Source organism: Candidatus Nitrospira neomarina, from assembly GCF_032051675.1.
Classification (GTDB): Bacteria; Nitrospirota; Nitrospiria; order Nitrospirales; family UBA8639; genus Nitrospira_E; species Nitrospira_E neomarina.
Genome location: NZ_CP116968.1, coordinates 2,774,319 through 2,788,566, shown reverse-complemented (window position 1 = coordinate 2,788,566; position 14,248 = coordinate 2,774,319). Strand labels below are relative to the sequence as shown.

The following is a 14,248-nucleotide window of genomic DNA, read 5'->3' as shown; positions in this document are numbered from 1 at the left end:
GCTTGTGTTTGAGTAGGGATATGATTCGGCGAAAACGAGAAGGCCCGTCAGGAGACTGAGGCGGGTTTCGCCGCCGATGGGCCTACATGATCCGGTGGAGTAAGGTCGTCCATATGAGACCCCCTTTCCTCTTTACGGTTTGAAAGGAGATGTACGCTCATTCTCTCCTTCCTTTCATAATCGTTTTTCATGAGCTCAGATGTAATGCTACGCTCGTTAAAAAAATCTGTCAATAGGGTCCATCCCCTTTCGAAATTTTGAGGGAAGGATGATGAGTGAATTTACAAACCAGGTGATTCTCATCACCGGAGCGTCTTCGGGTATAGGAAAAGCGCTCGCCTGTTCGTTGGCGCCACAGGCTCCCCAGCTGGTGCTTGTCGCGAGAGATCGGGCACGTTTGCAGGAGGTGGCGCTCGCCTGTGAAAACCTGGGAGCCTCGGCACTGGTCATTCCGACGGACGTGACGGATCCCCATGCCTGTTCCGCGATGATCCAACAGGTCGTGACTCGGTATTCCCGAATTGATGTGTTGGTAAATAATGCCGGGATATCCATGTGGTCGACGGTGGAGGATGCTCATGACGTGAAGCTGTATCAACGCGTAATGGCAGTGAATTTTTTCGGAGGGGTGTACTGTACCAAATTGGCGTTGCCGTTCTTAAAGGCCGCGCAAGGCCGGATTGTGGCAATCTCCAGCGTCGCAAGTTTGACGGGAGTGCCTGCTCATTCAGCCTATTGTGCCAGTAAGCATGCGATGAACGGATTTTTTGAGTCGCTTCGCATTGAGCTGGCAGGGACGGGAGTCACCGTCACCATTGTGGTCCCCGATTTTGTGCAATCCGAAATTCATGAACGAAGTATCGGGCCTCATGGTCAACCGTTCGGGCGAGTTCTCGAAGGACATGCCAGATTTTTAACCGCGAGGAAATGTGCGGACATGATTATAAAGGGGATGACCCGGCGGGAACGACTGGTGTTTACGTCCTTGAGAGGCCAGTGGGGCCGGTGGATGAAATTGATGAGCCCGCAGATCATTGATTGGATAGCCCGAAAGGGCATGGTGGATGCTGATCGGCCCTAACGCGGGACACTCTTGTACTGTTCTAAGGCATGGCATACGACACGCGTTCAACCTGGTGGCCTTTTTCTCTCAGCAGCGCGAGCAATCCGTCTTGTCCCGCGAGGTGAGCCGCACCCACAATAATTAAAACGTTTTTCTCCTCTTGTAGGAACAATTCGATTTGGGGAATCCAGTTCTGGTTTCGTTGGACGAGAAGTTTTTTATAGAACAGCGGGTAGGTTTTGAATGACTCCACCAATTGTTCCAACCCGTTGAGATTTCCCTGGTGCCAGTCTTTCACCATATGTAAAAACGCTTGTTCTCGTTCCTTTGAACCGGCGGCAGCGAGTGATTCCTGAAGAAGCGCATCTTGAATGCTGAACGGAAGAGTATCGAACACATTCAATTGGTCTTGAATGGTTTCCAGCCCGCCCGTCGGTTTTCCGGCATCCTTGGCCATGCGATAGAAATGATTTTCAATTCCTAATTCAGGCCGGAAATCTATGGAAGAATCCAATCGTCCGCTTAACGTGAGATAGAGCACCCAGGGTTTGTATTGTTGGAAATCCTGAATGTTCCCTCCCAAGGCTTGAATCTTCTGTTTGACCAGCCCATAAGTTTTTGGGGAGAGCACCGTTTCCAGTGTTTTACCCTTTGGGAGGGTGTACTGTTTTTCGTGTTGAGAAAATGAATCGGGAGAAAATAATATTTCCGGATCAATTTCAAAGACGACTTTTTGGGAATTGTAATAGGCATAGGAGAAGGACCTGGTGAGAGGATAGTATTCTTCGGCCAACACATGGATCGATCCCAAAATATAGACGGTATTCGTCTCAGATTGGATTTTGTAAATCAGGCTGTTGTTGTATCCATCCCCGACCACCTGGCCTTGGACCATGCCAGGCACGATCAACAAGAGAATCGGTAAGATAAAAAAACGTAGATGTTGTTTCCAGTATGGTAGATGATCAATGTCCATGCCCATGTCCCTTCCTAAGGCAAGTTTCAATTTTGTCATGGAAAATTCCGTATGTCGGGTTGCCGGCTATCCCATACCGTTGTTCAAGGACTGCACCAACTAACCCGGTTAGTTCATCGGTGTGTGAGGAAGAAATATCAATCACCAGAGGAGAAAAGATTATATAAGACCGGTGCAACTGGTTGTTCATGTTTATGGAATGTTCGTCATAGATGACCGTCTTTTCATCTCGGATATTTTCCAATTCACAGATCGTGCATTTAACTCATACCTACAGCCCAACGGTTCGGTTGAGGGGACGGCCGGAATTCGTGTCATGGGCTTGTCCGGGCCCAGGGCAAACAATTTTTGATTTTTCTCTCCCGTGTATCACTGTCTAGTCGACCCGACTGACTTCTCTCAAAGAGAAGAGGGGGTCGCAAAGCCCAGGGGACATGGAGCATTCAGAGGATAGTCCCGAACTCCATTCCCATCATTAAAAAATTTCGATACAATTCGTGGCGTCACCTCAAATTGGAATAGCTATCCAAAGGAGACAAGTGTGGTCCGGACCATAAAAATTTTTGTAAGCTACAGTCACAAGGATGCCGGCTATCTTGAGGACAACTCTCTGTTTGGCTTTCTTAAGGGACTGGAGCGGGACCAGGTCGTCTTTTGTACTGATCGCCAGATTCTTCTCGGTGAATTGTGGGATGAGGTGGTGAAGACCAATATCCAACAATCGGATATGGCACTGGTGCTGGTCAGCCAGAGCTTTCTGGATTCGCCATACTGCCAGGATGTCGAGATCCAAGGCTTCCTGCAGAGAACAACCCATCTGATTCCCGTTATCCTCTCTGCCTGCGAATGGCGTCGGCATGCCTGGTTGGCGAGTCGTCAATTTCTGCCTGCCGGCGACCAGACCGTCGAGGAACATTTTCAAGATCCCGGCCGCCGCAAAAGACTGTTTTTGGAGATTCGGGAACACATGCGGCAACTCGTCACCAAAATTCGTCAAAATGTACCAAACCCCACCAGTCCCCAGACCAAAAGTGTCCAAGGCGTGGCTCAAATCCAGTCCCCAGGAAACAGATTTTCCGGCAAAGCCAAGATTGCCTTTTGTGACGGTCTGGGAGACGACTGGAAGCGCTTGGCCGACTACCTTCACATCCGTCCAGCAGACCAGGCGCGGTTCGAGCGAGGAGACGAAGGTCGCGGAATTTGGGTGTGGTTAGAGAACCGCCAGCGGCTACCGGAACTGCTGCCTGCCCTGGCGGCCATCGAAAGGGCAGATTTAGCCGACCGACTCGGAGCAAAGTAAGAAGGGACCACCCACTCGTGGCACAGTATTCCGGCAAACAAAAATTGAAATTTTGTGAGTGTCTGGGGGATGACTGGTGGAAGGTTGCAGCCTATCTCGATATTCCATCTGATACACAACGAACATTTCCACAGGGGAATGAACCACGACGTATCTGGGAATGGGCAGAAGTCCGCAATCAACTCCATCAACTCCCGGATGCCTTGCGTCACATTGACCGTGAAGATATCGTGCTTCAGGTTTTCGAACCCCCTGCCCCTCCCAAGACCCCGCAGCAGGTGACCTGGAAGGGATCACCCTATCCAGGGCTCTGCCACTTTACCGAAGCCCAGGCTCCCATTTTCTTTGGTCGTGCACGGGAGACAAGGGCCCTACTGGACAAACTGTCCAAGAACCCTTTTCTGGCCATCGTGGGAGCCTCCGGTTCCGGCAAGTCCTCCCTGATTGCCGCGGGGGTGATCCCACGTCTTGAAGAAATTGCCGGTGGGTTTCAGTGGGAGTGCGTGCGGTTCACCCCTGGGATTTTCGAGGATCCCTTTATGGCACTGGCATCCAGGCTCGACCAAAGACTGGTGGAGCATGGCCAACGAGACAAGGACATCGCGGTGAAATTACGCGCCAGAGGGGATCTCACCGAGTACGCCGACCGGATCCTGAAAGGTCGCCCGGAAGGAAAACTGTTCCTCTTCATTGACCAATTCGAAGAACTGTTTACTCGAACGAAGCCCGAACATCACCATCAGTTTCTGGCCATGCTGGAGAAAGCAACAAAGATACCGCAGCTTTGCACCGTGATCACCCTGCGGGCCGATTTCTACCCGCATTGTCTGAAACACCGGTCACTAGAAACATTGCTGAATGACGGGATGTTTTCGTTGGCGGCACCGGACAAACGGGCTCTCTATGTGATGATTACCGGGCCGGCCTCTTTAGCGGGCGTATCCTTTGATGAGGGACTTCCCTGGCGCATCCTAGAAGATACCGGAGATGAGCCGGGAGCCTTGGCGCTTATGGCGTTTGCCCTGGCGGAATTGTATCGCGCCTGCCAACCCTCCACTATTATGACCGACTCCGCCTATGACAGCTTTGGAGGAGTACGAGGAGCCATTGCCAAACGTGCCGACACGGCCTATGGGGAGCTGGATCAGGATACCCGCACCGCGTTTGGTAACGTGTTCAAGGAATTAGTGGAGGTTGATCCAGAGTGCGGTGTCCCCACCAGAAAACGAGCACCCTCTCGTCGTTTCATAGACTCCCCGGCTGCGAACGCGTTGGTCAACACATTTACCCAAGCCCGTCTGTTTGTCGGAAGCGATGCTCCTGGCGGAGAAGAAGTTGTGGAAGTGGCCCATGAAGCGTTATTGACCAACTGGCCGCGTCTCCATGAGTGGATCGAGGCGCGCTTCGATGATTTTCGCCTGTTGCGGCAGGTCAGGCTGGACGCGGCGGAGTGGGAACGGCAGGGACGCCCCGACGCGAATTTGTGGCGTCATGAGCGGTTAAAGCCTGTCCATCACATGCGTGAACGGTTGCAGCCGGAATTGACAGACCCCGAGAAGGCATTCATCCGCTCCGAAGCCGATCGACTGCTGGAGAACATTGACAATCCGGCCACCACACCCCAACAACGTGCCATCATCGGCGATCGCCTGGCTGACATTGGGGACCACAGAGAGGGGGTTGGCCTCAACGCCGATGGCCTCCCGGTCCTCAAATGGTGTGAGGTCCCTCCGGGAAAGATCACGCTGGAAGACAACGGGGGGACCTTCACGGTTAAGGAGTTCGCTATCAGCCGCTATCCGATCACCTGGGTGCAGTACCGGAGTTTTCTGGAAGCCCAGGATGGCTATCGCTGGAAAAAGTGGTGGAAAGGGTTAGCCGGGAGAGAACAAGAACCAGGGAACCAATATCGAACGCGAGACAACCATCCGGCAGAAAATGTGTCCTGGTACGATGCGATGGTGTTTTGCCGGTGGTTGAGCCACAGAGTAGGGTATGAGATTCGGCTCCCGACGGAGTGGGAATGGCAGCAGGCGGCCACTGGAGGTCAGTCAGCCAATCATTATCCCTGGGGAAAAGATTGGTATCCTGAGTTCGCCAATACCTTTGAAAGCGGCCTATCCCGCACCACAGCCGTGGGACTGTATCCTCAGGGCCAATCATCCATGGGGGCTCTGGATATGAGCGGGAATGTCTGGGAATGGTGCCTCAACGAATCCGAGAACCCCAAAAAGGAGATGAATAGTGCGACCGAGAATTCGCGTGTCCTGCGTGGGGGGTCCTGGCTCAATCACCAGCTCGACGCGCTCGCCACGTCTCGCTTCTGCGCCCGTCCCGATTACCGTAATAACCGCCTCGGGTTTCGGGTGGTGCGGTCGTCCCCCATCTCTTCCTGACTTCCTGCTCACGGGGTGCCGCGTAAGCGGCAATTCAGGGAATGTTGAAAAATGCCGCCAGCGGCGTTCTCGATCTTTTGTCGTGCTCACGTACTTTCTGTACGCTCCGCGCGCCAAAAGCCCTGCGGTCTTGCTGGACCGGCCATTTTGAACATTCCCTCTTGCTATTGAGAATTCTTGGAATATGCCAAAGCCAACCGGCATTGAAAGAATTTCGAATTATTCAATTGTCTCATTCAAGCGCGGGTACCCCGCATTGCGTGCATGTTTCGTAGCAGTTGGCTTCAACAAGGGCTGTGCCAACACATGTCGGCGTAAGTCCCAGGTGTTGGCATAACGGACATGGTTGATCCAACCCTGAACGTTAGAGTTAAATTCAGCAAAGGTGATGTGGCCTTCGCAATACTCCTGCCAGCGGTCCCGTAGTTGATGCTGAAAGTTTCGCAAATTGCGGGCTTTCACTCGACGGTGGTTTGGATACACGATAAACCCGAGCCAGGGGATGCCGTGCCTGGTCGGGCTGACTTGGGCGAGGGGATGCAGAGTCAGCCTGAGCATGGCCAGGCGTTCGCTGATTGCCTGTTTCCACTCCCACAAGTCACGTGCGTGGTCGCTGAACAGCGCCAGATCGTCGACATATCGTAGATACCCGGTACCCCACCGGCTTTTTCCACAGCCAACTCATGAAAAAGGAAGTGCGTCACAAAAGAACCGGTGGAAGCAGTCTGCAGTGCACTTGGCTTCCCTCGGACTGTATGAAATGGTGGGTAATACTCACCGGCCAAATTGGTGGACAATGCCTGCCCTATCTGATCCCCAAAACATTTTTTCATTCTCCGAAATCTTCAACATCTGGTAAAACGACTCTACCTCCCCAATCCATAGGATACATTCCTTTCCTAACGGATGAAATGACGAATGTGGCCAGTCCTCCACTCGTTCGACCAATCTATGTTTCAAAGGATTGTAATGAATATAGTCCAGATGCCTCCGAAGATCATGTTCGTCGCGAATGGTATGCTCCCAAAACCGTTGCTGCCAAATTGCCGCTTCGCGCTTCTTACCGGGAGAAACTCCTAGCCCACGGTTTTCCTTCATAAGCCCTTTGGCCTGTTTCGAAAATCGCGCTTTTATCAATCCCCAGCGCTTGGAGTAATCGGAGTCTCCTTCAGGCAACGTCCATAGGCAGTGCAGATGATCAGGCAGATACACCCATGCGTCCTGCGTAAAGGGAAGTTCCGTTTTGACTTCTTGGATAACCGTCCAGAGAATGTCCTGACATAAAGGATTTTCCAGAAGTGACTGACGATGATAGGTTACGACCGTAAAAAAATATGTTCCACCGGGTATCCTCGCTCGTCGATATTGGGGCATCGATCTAATTGGTGGGCGATGCCCACCCTACCATTTCTGGACATTGTCTCCATTTGCGATATTGACGGACAAGGTCAGGCTTTCAATCCGGGGACCGCCGTTGCTCTCCGTTTCACACCCAGAACATTTCAAATTTGTAGGGTGGGCCAACGCCCACCGCTTCCTTTTTCGGAGGTCCGTGGCCACCCTACCTGTCACAGGGAGCCCCGCTGGCCGAAACCAGCATCACGAGTATTTTACACTGGCACAATGAAATCCAAACTATCCAAAAACCGCATTTTGCCGCTCACGCGGCAATCAGAAACCAGAAGATCAGGAAAAGATGGGGGACGACCGCACCACCCGAAACCCGATGAGGTTGTAACGGCCATCGGGACGACTCTTGCCGCGATACGTAGCGTGCATGAGGTTCTGGTTATCGTACCATGACCCGCCCCGCAGGACTCGACGGCCTGCCCCGGTGACGGGAACTTCACGTCCATCGGGATATTGGTAAGGATAGGGTTGATACAGGCTGCTGGTCCATTCCCAGACGTTTCCGGTCATGTCCATGAGGCCCTCCGGGGTTCGGCCTCCTGGGAACACACCAATGGGTGTGGTCCGTCGAATGTGCGTTTCAAACGAATTGCACCGGACCGCATCGAACTCATCTCCGTATGCAAAGCGACGTCTTGGGAAACCTCTGGCTGCCGCTTCCCACTCGGCTTCAGTGGGCAATCGATAGCCTACGTTTATCTGCGCACTGAGCCAGGCACAATAGGCCCGGGCTTCATGCCAACATATGCCGACGACGGGTTGTTGGGAATTATTGAAGTTCGCATCAGTCCAGTAAGCTGGTTTGGTTTGGCGGCCAGCTGGCCAACATTCCTCGAGAGCCGCTTCAAATTGCTTGTCGTTCATTCGGACAAATTTTTCCCATTGTTCAGCCATTTTTGACGTCATTCGTCCTTGGTTCATCCGCTCACGAATTTTCTCGGGGTTGGTATGAAACCGTTTGCGCCAGGAGCGCCAATCCTCCTTCGGCCCCTCGGCGGTGGTTTCACCTCGACGCCAGGCTTTGGCCTGATCTGTCTCCCACCAGCGTTCATCGTCATACCCGCCGGCTTTCACAAACAGGGCCCATTCGGCGTTCGTCACAGGGAATTGCCCCATCAGAAAGGGTTCCAGCTCGATCTCATGGGCTGGTTTCTCGTCTTCTTCTTTTCCCTCATCACTGCCGATGGTATACCTTCCCCCGGGAATTTCGATCAACGGTGGGAGCCAGTAGGGACCTTCAGGTCCTTCCTCCCACTCAAACCGGGGAACGCCCAGTTCACCCAACGTCAGACCGGCCTCGATACGTGCTCGCAGATCGGCTTCCGGATCCTGGATTCTTTCCACCAAGGCCAGACGGAGTGTGGTCTTGAGCTGGTCTGAAACGGTTCCCTCCCCTTGCGCAGCACAGCGCCCGGCCAGCGGGAGATGATGGGCCATCATGTCGGTCAGGAACCGGTCAGGCTGCTCCGCCATGGCGGATGCCAGGATGGTCGTTTCCTCCCACCCACTGGTCGGTAACAGCGGGAGGGGGTCGGAACCGGCCAGCCGGGTTATCGTGTCGGCCAAGTTCGGCATCACCCGGTCCTGTCGCCATTCCTGGGCCACCAATTCCGGATTCGGCTCGTGCGCCAACTTTCGCGCGGCGAAATATTCCTGTACCAATTGATGGATAAAAAGAATCTCATTCTGTCCTAGGCGCCCCAAATCTTCTTCCAACATGCCGAGCGCCCCACCGGCATTGAGGATGTCTTCCGCAGCGGGATGGTCGATGGCAGCCACCGCCTCATCGTATGACACCCGCACTTGTCCGCTTTCCCTTCCCGCCTGCTGATGGGGGACTTCCTGTTGAACGGGTTGGCGGTGCTGCATCGAGAAGGCCAGTTGGCTCAATTGGGGCACCAAGGGTCCACGTTCAGGCAGGGCAAATGGTTGTTTGCCAGCACTCGCCAGTGTGAGTTGGCGAAGATCCCGGTGATCCAATAGTCGGCCCGGCTGAAACAGTGGGTTGTCCCCATCTACTTCCCGCTTCAGCGCTTGCCGGACAAAGCCCGTAAAGAGGGCGGCCCGCCCCGCCGGGATCTCTCCGGTGGCTGTTTGGTCGATGAGCAGTTTGAGATAGTACGGCAATCGCAAGAGATCGAGCTGAGGCGAATTCCGAAGGTTATCCCACAGGGTTTGGTGATGAGCCGGACAATAGACCTCCAGAAAACTTTGGACCTGTTCATCGGACAGGGATTCGATCCGTACCTGGGGGACTGGAAACTCGTTGGATGACAGTGAGGCACTGTAATCAAGACTGCGACAGGAGAAGACCACGCGAGTCTCAGAATGCTCTTGGGCGAGATGGCGCAAATAGTCTTTCCAACGCTGCACAGGTTCCGGGCCGGGATAGGGCATTTCATTGAGGGCATCCAGGAGCAGGGTCAGGCGTTGTTCCCGCAAGAGGGTGTCCAAAGGAGGCAACTTCGGCCACTGGGCGGCCCACCGGTCGGCCAGCCAGTCTTTGGGATCGGGCATGGGATCATGGGGGCTGTCGGCCTTATAGTCATTGAGTTGGATGAAGAATGTCAGTGGTGCTGAGGTGATGAAATGCTCAGCGGTCCCGTCAAGCACAGCACGAGCGCCGTCCAGCTCGAAATGCCGCAGCAGCGTGCTTTTTCCTGACCCCGGCGGTCCCAAGAGCACGATGGCTTGCTCCGGCACCCGATCCAGCACCTCCCGAAGACCTTGGAATGTCTCACTTGACGCTTGCCATCTCGGACCTTGGGTGTCCTCTCCTTGATCCACCAGCAAGGTTAACTGAACGAATCGTGTGTCCAGCGCATACCGTAGGTCCGACCAGCGCCTGAGGCATTTCTTGTAATAGTGTTGCCAGGGTCGTTCCCGCCCCTGCGCCGTTGTGATGGGGCCCGTCGCGTCCGGCGCACCAGGACGCGACGGGCCTACTGAGGGTGGTCGAAGAATTCCTCCAAGAGGTCATCGCGCCCGATGTCGCGCAGAGCCTCAGGCAAGTTCCGCAGTCGGGATCGGGCTTCCAGCCATTCCCACACCCCGTGAGGTTCGCGCCCCCGTTTGAAGCGTGCCCGATCGGCTGTGGGAATCTCGAAGTAGTCGGCTAACTCAGGCCAATCTGATGTCATCCGCCGCCCAAATTCGATTTTTGCTTTCCCGGAGAATGGTAGGCCTTGTTCGGGTGAACGATTCCTGTGCCTGTTGTCGTGCGTGGTCTGCGTGGTTGCAGATTCTGACACACCTCGATTGAGAAGGTTCGTTTCGATCAGGCGTTTGACCCTTCGGTAAATTTGGGCCTCTCTAGAAGACGGCTTACAGATCGACACATGATCCTCATCCACCGGGATTGGCCTGACCCCAGCGATGCCCGGATTGGCAGTGGTTTCATTGACCACCAGTATCCCTGCCGTGGGTAACTTTTCACAGTACACGAAGGTCTCAATCCCCAGACTCTCAACGTTGTCCCGATACCAATCATTAAGCTCGCGCAGACGGGGATGATGGGCTTCAAGCTCTTCGACGGTGACCGTGGTGCGCAAAAGTTTCCCGAGGTATTGTATCCAGCTTGCCATGTCCGCCCCCGAATGCGGGGTCGACAGAAATACGATGAGCCCGACGTGCTCGGCAATGGCTCGCCACGCGGGGTTTCTCGATTCGGCAGCCAGTCTCAGGGCCTGTTTGACCAACAGGCCGCCAAGGCTATGGCATATGAACGCCACCGGCCGATGGCCGATGTCATCCAGTTCGAACAGGTCTAGAGTGTTGGTCGCCCGGTCGATCAGCGGCATGGTGGTGCCCTTCCATGCGGATGAACTGACGGCATACCACAGCGACCAGATCCCAATGGCAGGAAAATCCTCACCTAGCCAGGCTGGCCAAAACTTGTCGGGGCTCTCCTTCGGGTGCCACGTCGTTCGAGCATCCCCATCAAGACCATGGACGAAGACCACATCGGCACAGCGCTCAGGGTTATCGCCTCCTGATATGTTGACCAGGTTTTTCATTCAATGCCCTTTGATCTCTGTGTTGCTGACCTTACCCACCTGTTAGGGACTCAGCGATTTTGCCCTTTCACCCACTGTTGGCCATTCCATATCCACAGGTAAGCTTAAACCGTTCCACTTATAACACCATTGCCATCTTGCGTGTAAACGACTTTCTATCGCTTCTGTTCAGAAACCCCCCATGGCATAATTGATGAAGAGGATAGATCATAGTGGATGCAGCAATTGTAGTCTTTTTAGAAAAATTGTCCAGTAGAAGTCTATTCCAAGACAAGATGAGTCCTAAGGTTCTCTCTTACACAAGAGGAGCCTGCACCCACGCCCCCTCCGTTCATCATGGCGGAATGCTTACACGTACCAGCTGGTGCCGACATGGGCGCAGTCAACGAACTGGCAGAAGGACACCCACTTTTTCCTCAACGTCGATAATTTGCCACAAACTGAAGAGAGGTCTGATTTTTCCTAACTGAGAGGATGGCTCTCTTATGACGGGGGTTTCGGAGAAGTTTCTTGTTGAATTACCTGAAAGTCCTTTTGGGTAATGAAATGACCATCGGCATACAGACGAAACTCATACCGTCCAGGCCCTGGAAACACGAGATACGGGATATTCACGCCGAAGTCCTGGGTCGTTAACCGGTTGGAAATGTCAATTGGCGGGAGGGAACCCTTGCCGACAATCTGATCTTGATCAAGGTACACCAGTTGGATTTCGAATGCGTACCGGCCTTCCGCATCGGTGAGCGAAAAATACACGCCGACTTGTGGGTGCTGGCATGGAAATGTCTTGGCCCAGAGATGGGTAAAGGCCCCGATGATGCTTTTTTTCCCTGTCAGACTATCAATGATAATGGTGTCACACACTAAAAATGCGTGGATGATCGGTTTGATGAATTCTCCCATATTATTCGTCTTCTATACCTGCCCACATAATTATCTAAAGGCTCTTCTATCCTGATTGCCCAATTCCAGGTGTCTCTATGAGGTAAGTAATAGTCGGGTCAACCCTACTCCCGCCAAGTATATCCCGATGGCCAACCCATATGCCGGCCAAAATCCTAACTTGGGGACAAACGCAATCATCGTTCCCACATACATAAACCATGGGGGAGAAAGCCAAATCATGTGTTTGGCAAATGAAATGGTTGGAGCCGATCCGGCATTGATGAAGATGAGGATAAAGGTCACTCCACTGATGACCGGCAGAGTGCTGGCCAAGGCAGCCAGGAACCCTCTCCCATGACTTCCCAGATAGGTTGAGACACTCACTAATGTTCCACCCAGGACAAAGTACAACCCATATCTGACCCATTCCGACATCGTCCCTCCTCGTGTCATGTGTGATTACTACTCATGGAAGGCTTCCATGGCCTCCCGGTGAAGTTTGTCTCCCTGCCCGGTATATCTGGGAGAAAAATGAAAGACGATCAATTGTTGTACCCCGGCCTTTCGTCCAAGGATTCCGGCTTGACGAGCGGTGAGGTGGTAGCGATTGGCAGCCTTGTCCCGGTCGACTTCTAAAAAGGGTGCCTCGCAAAATAGTGTTGTGGCCCCTTGGCATAATTGAATGATCCGCTGCTCATTGTCGGTATCATATCGGCAATCAACGACATAAGCGATTTTTTGCCCCTTGGTGATGGTCGTAAATTCTCGCTTCATGGTGCCTACATCAAATACGCGTTCTTCTTTTCGGTGCTCAACATAAATTGTGGCGGAAAAGATGTGGGAATCCGGGGCGCCATCTACGATTAATTGTTTAACTTCCTTAAGCCAGGAGCCAACCGGAAGCCCTGCCTCATGAAGTCGGGCTTTCTTAATATTGATGTGAAAGGGTTCTTCCAGGGAAAAGGCCAGGGAAGGGATCCGATGGTTGAGTGCGACGGCTTTTACGAGAAGAGCCGGCTCTTGAAGAACCGGAAAAACGTGAGAATGATCGCCTGGGATTATGGATTCCCGTTTACAGGCGAAGGCGTTCTTCGCATGAAAATGCGCGGGTTGAATATGGGTAGGGTGATATTCCCTGGCCTCGATGGTGAGCGGATATCCATCAACCAGATTCCAGGTATACCCACGAAGTTTGCCTTGAATATTTTCAATAAGGCCCGGTGGACCATGCAATCGAAGATGTTTGCCACGACCCAGGGCTACACGAATGAGCCGATCAAACCCGATAAAGTGATCCATATGCGTATGAGAGATGAAAATATCCTGCGCCCGTAAAAGCTGGGTTGGGCTCAAGGGCATATTATCCCCTAGGTCAAAGAGAAGAGCACGCCGGCTCCACCGTATATCGACATAGAGGCCGGGGTCTCCAAAGGGATGATTTACCAGGTGAGGAGAGAACGAGGGTGTCATGTCAATATTCCCCGTATGATGAGATAGAGAAGAATCACTTCCACGGCATGAGCGGCTATGACCGTATAAAGATTGTGCATGCGCATCCATAGCCATCCCCACACCAGGCCATCCCATACGGCAATCCAATGTAAATCACGGAATGTCGACACCATGAAGGGATCAAATGAAAACGTCAGGGCTGATAGGGATAAGGGGAGGAAGGCCTGTAGGCGAATCCTGGTGGTCGAGGGGTGAACGGGTTGACGCACATGTTGAAACCATACCAGTAATCGGCCCAGGAGAAATCCCCGGAAATTCAATTCCACGGTCATAGCAATCAGGATGATGAACCAAGGCATCATGATCCAAAACGGAACCTGGGCATGAGGGGTCTGAGAGAGAAAATTGATGTCCACTCCCAAAGCAGGCATGACGTACAAGATGATCCCGGTATTGAATAGACCCAGCATGAGGCCAACCGCAGTCCCTCGGGTAACCCCTGACTGGATGTGGTTGAATCCTAGCCCAAGTTTGTGCCGGAGATCCTCATTTTTATAAGCCCAGACGCACAAGGCGGCATAAGCCATCAGTTGTGGAACAAACTGGACGACCGGGTGGAGTTGCCAGTTTGGGGGTAAGAGGTAAAATCCGATAGTGGTGAAGATCGGGAGGAAGGCTAATCCTGCGGCTCGTTCTTTCTGAGGTATCACAGCTGGGCAATGGTCATGGACGGTGTGGCGGATTCCAGAT

The 14,248-nt window shown here is 53.2% G+C and carries 11 protein-coding genes and 1 pseudogene; 3 read left to right on the top strand and 9 right to left on the bottom strand.

Features of this window, described 5'->3' with window-relative positions; translation table 11 throughout:
• Positions 1-268 precede the first annotated feature (268 nt).
• A complete protein-coding gene (locus PQG83_RS11990) occupies positions 269-1,081 on the top strand; it encodes an SDR family oxidoreductase (RefSeq protein ID WP_312741286.1) in 813 nt (270 codons plus the stop codon).
• A gap of 22 nt (positions 1,082-1,103) precedes the next feature.
• Here the strand turns inward: PQG83_RS11990 and PQG83_RS11985 are convergent, their stop codons facing one another.
• The gene (locus tag PQG83_RS11985) at positions 1,104-2,078 is read right to left on the bottom strand and encodes a TraB/GumN family protein (RefSeq protein WP_312741283.1); all 975 of its coding nucleotides are present in this window, start codon (positions 2,076-2,078) and stop codon (positions 1,104-1,106) included.
• Positions 2,079-2,580: 502 nt separating this feature from the next.
• Between PQG83_RS11985 and PQG83_RS11980 the strand changes: the two genes are divergently transcribed.
• Together PQG83_RS11980 and PQG83_RS11975 are read left to right on the top strand one after the other, a co-directional pair.
• Positions 2,581-3,339 (top strand): TIR domain-containing protein, encoded by a 759-nt coding sequence (locus tag PQG83_RS11980; protein ID WP_312741280.1) that lies wholly within the window; start codon positions 2,581-2,583, stop codon positions 3,337-3,339.
• Positions 3,340-3,356: 17 nt separating this feature from the next.
• Positions 3,357-5,735, top strand: coding sequence for an nSTAND1 domain-containing NTPase (locus tag PQG83_RS11975; RefSeq protein WP_312741277.1), 2,379 nt, complete (start codon positions 3,357-3,359; stop codon positions 5,733-5,735).
• 219 nt (positions 5,736-5,954) lie between these two features.
• On the opposite strand, the gene PQG83_RS11970 is transcribed toward PQG83_RS11975, so the two are convergent.
• The 8 genes and pseudogenes from PQG83_RS11970 to PQG83_RS11935 form a co-directional block, all read right to left on the bottom strand.
• Positions 5,955-6,293 (bottom strand): hypothetical protein, encoded by a 339-nt coding sequence (locus PQG83_RS11970; RefSeq protein ID WP_312741274.1) that lies wholly within the window; start codon positions 6,291-6,293, stop codon positions 5,955-5,957.
• 271 nt (positions 6,294-6,564) lie between these two features.
• Positions 6,565-7,109: pseudogene (locus tag PQG83_RS11965) on the bottom strand (REP-associated tyrosine transposase).
• 312 nt (positions 7,110-7,421) lie between these two features.
• Entirely contained in the window at positions 7,422-9,860 is a 2,439-nt protein-coding gene (locus PQG83_RS11960) for an SUMF1/EgtB/PvdO family nonheme iron enzyme (protein WP_312741269.1), read from the bottom strand.
• Positions 9,861-10,087: 227 nt separating this feature from the next.
• Positions 10,088-11,161, bottom strand: coding sequence for a hypothetical protein (locus tag PQG83_RS11955; RefSeq protein ID WP_312741266.1), 1,074 nt, complete (start codon positions 11,159-11,161; stop codon positions 10,088-10,090).
• A 483-nt stretch (positions 11,162-11,644) separates the two neighbouring features.
• A complete protein-coding gene (locus tag PQG83_RS11950; protein ID WP_312741263.1) occupies positions 11,645-12,064 on the bottom strand; it encodes a DUF6941 family protein in 420 nt (139 codons plus the stop codon).
• Between the two features lie 75 nt (positions 12,065-12,139).
• Positions 12,140-12,481, bottom strand: a complete 342-nt coding sequence (locus PQG83_RS11945; RefSeq protein ID WP_312741260.1) for a DUF3147 domain-containing protein — start codon at positions 12,479-12,481, stop codon at positions 12,140-12,142.
• A 27-nt stretch (positions 12,482-12,508) separates the two neighbouring features.
• Positions 12,509-13,516, bottom strand: a complete 1,008-nt coding sequence (locus tag PQG83_RS11940; protein WP_312741257.1) for a ribonuclease Z — start codon at positions 13,514-13,516, stop codon at positions 12,509-12,511.
• Positions 13,513-14,208: a hypothetical protein gene (locus tag PQG83_RS11935; protein ID WP_312741255.1), complete on the bottom strand. Its 696-nt coding sequence runs from the start codon at positions 14,206-14,208 to the stop codon at positions 13,513-13,515. Before PQG83_RS11935 ends, PQG83_RS11940 begins: the two co-directional genes overlap by 4 nt.
• Positions 14,209-14,248 lie beyond the last annotated feature (40 nt).

Excerpts from the sequence above, each read along its gene's own strand:
- PQG83_RS11970 (WP_312741274.1), bottom strand. The coding sequence starts at position 6,293 with ATGCTCAGGCTGACTCTGCATCCCCTCGCCCAAGTCAGCCCGACCAGG.
- PQG83_RS11990 (WP_312741286.1), top strand. The coding sequence starts at position 269 with ATGATGAGTGAATTTACAAACCAGGTGATTCTCATCACCGGAGCGTCT.
- PQG83_RS11985 (WP_312741283.1), bottom strand. The coding sequence starts at position 2,078 with ATGACAAAATTGAAACTTGCCTTAGGAAGGGACATGGGCATGGACATT.
- PQG83_RS11950 (WP_312741263.1), bottom strand. The coding sequence starts at position 12,064 with ATGGGAGAATTCATCAAACCGATCATCCACGCATTTTTAGTGTGTGAC.
- PQG83_RS11940 (WP_312741257.1), bottom strand. The coding sequence starts at position 13,516 with ATGACACCCTCGTTCTCTCCTCACCTGGTAAATCATCCCTTTGGAGAC.
- PQG83_RS11945 (WP_312741260.1), bottom strand. The coding sequence starts at position 12,481 with ATGTCGGAATGGGTCAGATATGGGTTGTACTTTGTCCTGGGTGGAACA.
- PQG83_RS11955 (WP_312741266.1), bottom strand. The coding sequence starts at position 11,161 with ATGAAAAACCTGGTCAACATATCAGGAGGCGATAACCCTGAGCGCTGT.